Consider the following 4,867-nt stretch of genomic DNA (forward strand, 5'->3'; position numbering starts at 1 on the left):
CCATATAAAAAAAGTCGAATCCATCAAGGATATCGGCTTTTTTAGATTGAAATTTGCTTAGCGTACAAAATTTCCGAAATGTTGGCTATACCCCTACTTGTAAGTTTCATAGTGTTTTTCCTCATCACCCTGTTCACCAAGAAATAACCGGGACACAGGGACAGGTTCGTTGCCCCAACTGAAAGATGAATCAGCACCTAAAAATTTGGGTTCCGCTCATTATCTCTCTTGCATAGGATATTTTAGCAATTTGAGGAGGGATTGAGTAAAATGAATTATGTAACATATGGATCCCCATATCATTATTATCACCATCATCATCACCACCACCCATATTACACGCATGTTCCTATGCCTTACTGGAACTATTGGGGATACCATTACCCACATATGGAAAGGGAAGTACGCCAGTTCACTGATCAAGGTAAGCAGCCATTTGTAATCAATATCAATGAAGCTACAAAGCAAAACAATACGTTTCGCACTGCGATTTGGACAGGAACTTACCTACAGCTAACATTAATGAGTTTGCAACCTGGGGAAGATATCGGTTTAGAAATACATCCTGATGTGGACCAATTCCTACGTGTTGAACAAGGCGATGGAATTGTTCAAATGGGGAAAAACAGAAATCAGTTAGACTTTGTAAGACAAATTACTGACGACTCAGCCATTTTTGTTCCAGCAGGGTATTGGCACAACCTAACAAATACAGGAAATATCCCATTAAAACTTTATTCAATCTATGCACCACCAAATCATCCATTCGGAACCGTCCATAAAACAAAAGCAGATGCGATGGAAGCTGAACACGAACACTAAGCTGTCGACTCTAATGATGGACAAAGTGGGTCAAGGGACCTGTCCCTGCGTCCCAAAAAAGGGCAGAGCCGAAATGGGCTCTGCCTAAAATTTATTTCTTGTGATATAATTTATTTAGTTCGTATTATATTGCGGTCTCTTCGTTCCCAGCGAGGAGGCCCTTTTCTTTTTCTCTGTCTTCTTTTTCTTTTTCAAGAATGAGCATAATCTCTTTTAAATCAACTGTTGGCTTTTCTAAAGCGGCAATTATCTCTTTTGTACTGTTTGTTGGTCCGATCTGTTTTACTAACTTAGTTAACAGCGATTTTAAATCTATGGTTAGCTTCTATTCATTTTGTTTTTCTAACTTTTCCATGATCAATTTCCCCCAATTTATTATTTAATTTAATAATTGCACCCGGAAGCAAATGTTTAATAACAGCTGCTGCTAATTTCTCTGCAGGGATAATTATCCTTTTTACGCTAATTGAAATCATCTCCCATTTATGTAAATCTTTAGCTTTTTCATTTTGCCCGCTCACTCCTTTAAATATTATTAAATATCCCACAAACAAAATTCCAAGCCTTTGACAAGATGATCACTTTAATTTTCTTGCTTAACGTAGATGACTAACATACCCGCTACAAATGAGCACAACATCGCAAACAATACATAAATAATCAGCATTTTTTCACCTTCCATTTATGTAAATCTTTAACTTATTAAAGATATTCTATTACTTTATGAAAATATTGTCAATTAAAAAATTAAAATAGTTGTAATATTTCTTCATATTATTATAGAATTGTTTTAGATAATTATAGAAACGAGGGTAAAATATGGGTTTTACATACGATCCTTTATGGAAATTATTAATTGACCGCAAAATGACCAAAGAGCAAATGCGAACAGAGCTTAAGATTTCACCCGCTACAATTGCAAAAATGGGTAAGGGTGGAAATGTATCGATGGATGTTCTGGAGAGAATCTGTTCACGTTTTAATTGTAAAATTGAGGACGTTGTTCAATACATACCAACAAAAGAATAGAACGAAAAGCCGTCTAGCGATGTGACAATCATCACCTGGACGGCTTTTTTATACGTTCCTAAAAGTATTTTCAGATATAAAGTTTATATCGAGTTAATACACTATTAATACTTACGTGGAAAGCAATTTTTAAGGCTAACCCCATTAAAGGAGGTGATGCCAAATGGAAGCTCTTCAGATTACACAGTTTGGATTTGAAATCTTTTTCGGAACTGCAACCTTTGTAATGGGTTTAATTACTTTATTTTTATTAACAAGAAAAAATCCTCCACAAAGGGAGGATGTAAAAGAGAAACGGTAGGCTTTCCATGTAATAAACTTCAACTGAGATGTGCCAGCATCTCAGTTTTTTTTATTTAATTTACTTAATTCATATTACTACGGTTAATTCGACCTCAGAAGCTTCTCGAGCATATTCCAATGGGAATGCCATTTAGAATGCCAATTAAATTTACTGTAATACAATGTATGACACTTTCTATTTTGTTATACAGCGTATATTCGTTTTACTTTTAATTTATTTAACTTCCCGAGCTCTTGAAAAGTGCATACCAGAAAATGAATAAAAAATACACTTTCCTGAACGAATGGGAGGGTGTTTTTAGTGTGTCTAAAAATACAAAAACCCCCTTCACGAATGAAGGAGGCCGGATTGCCTGTGACGAGACAGGCGAGACTTCCCTGCTACTGGAGCAGATCTGCTCGTGACTGGACGAGCGATGTATTTAAAGTTTACTCAGTTATAGCCATTTTATGACTCAATATGTAAAAAGGAGCCCCTAAAGGCCCCTATTTGAGAAAAACCGTGAATCGTTCACGTGATTTGCCTATGACTAAGATAGGCGATGTAAGTTAATTTCATTATAGGATGAAAGCTTGTCCCCGTCAAGTTGTTGGTTTCAAATTCCATATACCCACTTAACACGAGTTATTATACGATCCATGTCACCTGAATCAATATTTCCTTTGTGTTCACCTATACGCACCTTACTAATCGTCTTGGTTTCCTCTCCAAGAACGGCTGAATCATGGTCTAAAAAACTATATTTACCTTTTTTCAAAAAGTAGTGGCTGCTTAAACGAGGTTGATCTAGAACTTTAACCAGATTACCTTGTTTATCCTTAATAACTTTCTTTTTAAGGTTTTTTGTAAGTGGAATCACCGATACGTTACCTGAAGTCGAATTTATTGTGTCGTTAGAGACAACAAGAGCAGGACGATACTCACCTTGTTCTGCACCTACATTTTCTCCCAATTCGCACATATAAATCCCACCGCGGATAATTCCTCGTGATTTTTGCTTTTTCTCGTTATCGATCCACTCGTGTGCTAAATTTACCTTTTTTTCAATCCAAGTTCTTAGAGCATCCTCTTTTTCTGCTTTTTGCTCTTTTATAGGCTTTTTATTCATCTTTCCCCACCTCCCTTTAACCTATACGATTGTATCACTAAAAAGGTTTAGGTAGGACATAGAATATTTGGCAAATACAAAAAAAGCGCCACTCTCTTACGAAACTTCCTTTGCCGGCTTATCCGTTTTGTTTTATATAATTTATTTAATTTCCTAAGGCTTGATAGAGATAATCATTATTATGTATTAAAACTACTGTAACTCTCTTATAGTCTGTCTATGTATTCCTTTTTTAAAATGAATTAATGTCTCTTCTTCAACTCTTACAACTTTTAAATCAAGTTCAGAATACTTAGGTCTTTTTTTTATCAACTCTACTTCTTTAAATGCCTTTTTTTCTGTAGTAAATACTAAAACATGTTCTTTTTCAGGATGATAATAATCGGGGAACCAATGCTTATCATTAATTTTTATGGCATAGACATCCTCAAATCCATGAAAATCAAAATTATCTTCTCCTACTCGTACACCAGATGAATCTAAAGGTTCGTTAAGCAATTTCTGTAAAACATCCTCAAAGGACTTACCACTATGAATATACTTTATCTCTTCTTTCTCATCCAATACTCCAAAGCAAGCATGCCAATTTTTATTAGTTTTTATTACTGTAAAATGACCAGCATAATGCTCATTAGCGAACTCTTCAACTTTTGATAATAAAGCACTCATAAACCTAATATCCTCCTTTTCCAACCCTAAAACTGTTTACTCACTTTACACTGGCTAAAATGGAAGTTATGTTAACTAACAATTAAATTATACGTATCCCTAGCAAAGTTTCTCTATTATTTTTTTAATATATTGGTAAATATAAAAAATACTAGACAACATTAACAATTTATTAGAAAATATAGAAGAAAATGTAAAAGGAGGAATTATTTTGTCGAAAAAATTATTAGGATTTTTTTCTGTTTTTAGTTTAATATTTTTATTGTTAACTCCATTTAATTACGCTAATGCCGAATCACTTGAAAAAATAGATGATGCGGTAGAACTTGAAGTTCCTGAATCGTTATTGAATGGTGATGACCCTTTTTCTATTACTCAAGATCTTGATGCCGAGAGTTCTGAAATATCACCATTTGTTTTAGCTCCTGGTAATAAGTTCAGTGTAACGCTTACGCCAAGAATCACAAATGGGCTTGAAGCGAATTGGATTTATACAACAAATTCCCCAGTTTTAAGGGTTAATTTATCAATGACTCTCCAATATAAAAAAGAGTGGTATGACCTTACTTGGGACACAATTTATACTCAAGGATTTAATTATGCTGGAGGACAAGGTCTAAGAGAAGGTAATCAAAAGACATGGTATCCATCAAAAGCAGGAAGATATCGTGCCTGTGCTTCAGGTACTTTTACTAGAGTATCTGGTGGAGTTGCAGTTTATGGTTGTTCTGGTGCAATAACATACGATGGAAATAAAATTATTATTGCTAGCGAAAAGCAAAACTAAAATTAATTTATAAAAATAGTAGTTTCCAAGTTAAAAAATGGACTACTATTTTTTTATATATATTAAATAATAGGAGCATTCCTGTAATAAAGAAATTTGAGAGTTGAAACAAAAAGAGCCCTCTTGGTATAGTACGAGGTGTCCGAAG

Annotated in this window: 7 protein-coding genes; 4 read left to right on the forward strand and 3 right to left on the reverse strand. The window is 34.4% G+C overall.

Going from position 1 to position 4,867, the window contains the following annotated elements:
- Positions 1 to 270: 270 nt before the first annotated feature.
- Entirely contained in the window at positions 271 to 822 is a 552-nt protein-coding gene (locus ACR65M_RS26385; protein WP_116354885.1) for a cupin domain-containing protein, read from the forward strand.
- A 329-nt stretch (positions 823 to 1,151) separates the two neighbouring features.
- On the opposite strand, the gene ACR65M_RS26390 is transcribed toward ACR65M_RS26385, so the two are convergent.
- The gene (locus tag ACR65M_RS26390) at positions 1,152 to 1,370 is read right to left on the reverse strand and encodes a hypothetical protein (protein WP_116354886.1); all 219 of its coding nucleotides are present in this window, start codon (positions 1,368 to 1,370) and stop codon (positions 1,152 to 1,154) included.
- 271 nt (positions 1,371 to 1,641) lie between these two features.
- Between ACR65M_RS26390 and ACR65M_RS26395 the strand changes: the two genes are divergently transcribed.
- Entirely contained in the window at positions 1,642 to 1,851 is a 210-nt protein-coding gene (locus ACR65M_RS26395) for a helix-turn-helix domain-containing protein (RefSeq protein WP_116354887.1), read from the forward strand.
- 163 nt (positions 1,852 to 2,014) lie between these two features.
- Positions 2,015 to 2,152 carry a hypothetical protein gene (locus ACR65M_RS26400; RefSeq protein WP_189655364.1) on the forward strand — a complete coding sequence of 46 codons (138 nt, stop codon included), beginning with the start codon at positions 2,015 to 2,017 and terminating at the stop codon, positions 2,150 to 2,152.
- Between the two features lie 598 nt (positions 2,153 to 2,750).
- On the opposite strand, the gene ACR65M_RS26405 is transcribed toward ACR65M_RS26400, so the two are convergent.
- Both ACR65M_RS26405 and ACR65M_RS26410 read right to left on the reverse strand, forming a co-directional pair.
- Positions 2,751 to 3,263 carry a type II toxin-antitoxin system PemK/MazF family toxin gene (locus ACR65M_RS26405; protein ID WP_116354888.1) on the reverse strand — a complete coding sequence of 171 codons (513 nt, stop codon included), beginning with the start codon at positions 3,261 to 3,263 and terminating at the stop codon, positions 2,751 to 2,753.
- Between the two features lie 192 nt (positions 3,264 to 3,455).
- Complete coding sequence (locus tag ACR65M_RS26410; RefSeq protein ID WP_116354889.1) at positions 3,456 to 3,932, reverse strand: hypothetical protein; 477 nt, start codon at positions 3,930 to 3,932, stop codon at positions 3,456 to 3,458.
- 211 nt (positions 3,933 to 4,143) lie between these two features.
- Here ACR65M_RS26410 and ACR65M_RS26415 point away from each other — a divergent pair, with 211 nt between their 5' ends.
- On the forward strand, positions 4,144 to 4,719 hold the full coding sequence (locus tag ACR65M_RS26415) for a hypothetical protein (RefSeq protein ID WP_116354890.1): 576 nt from the start codon (positions 4,144 to 4,146) through the stop codon (positions 4,717 to 4,719).
- The last annotated feature ends 148 nt before the right edge of the window (positions 4,720 to 4,867 follow it).

The sequence above is a fragment of the Ferdinandcohnia sp. SAFN-114 genome, assembly GCF_059415045.1.

What these genes read in the sequence shown, in the direction of transcription:
- ACR65M_RS26385 (WP_116354885.1), top strand. Translation starts at nt 271, where the DNA reads ATGAATTATGTAACATATGGATCCCCATATCATTATTATCACCATCAT.
- ACR65M_RS26395 (WP_116354887.1), top strand. Translation starts at nt 1,642, where the DNA reads ATGGGTTTTACATACGATCCTTTATGGAAATTATTAATTGACCGCAAA.
- ACR65M_RS26405 (WP_116354888.1), bottom strand. Translation starts at nt 3,263, where the DNA reads ATGAATAAAAAGCCTATAAAAGAGCAAAAAGCAGAAAAAGAGGATGCT.
- ACR65M_RS26400 (WP_189655364.1), top strand. Translation starts at nt 2,015, where the DNA reads ATGGAAGCTCTTCAGATTACACAGTTTGGATTTGAAATCTTTTTCGGA.
- ACR65M_RS26410 (WP_116354889.1), bottom strand. Translation starts at nt 3,932, where the DNA reads ATGAGTGCTTTATTATCAAAAGTTGAAGAGTTCGCTAATGAGCATTAT.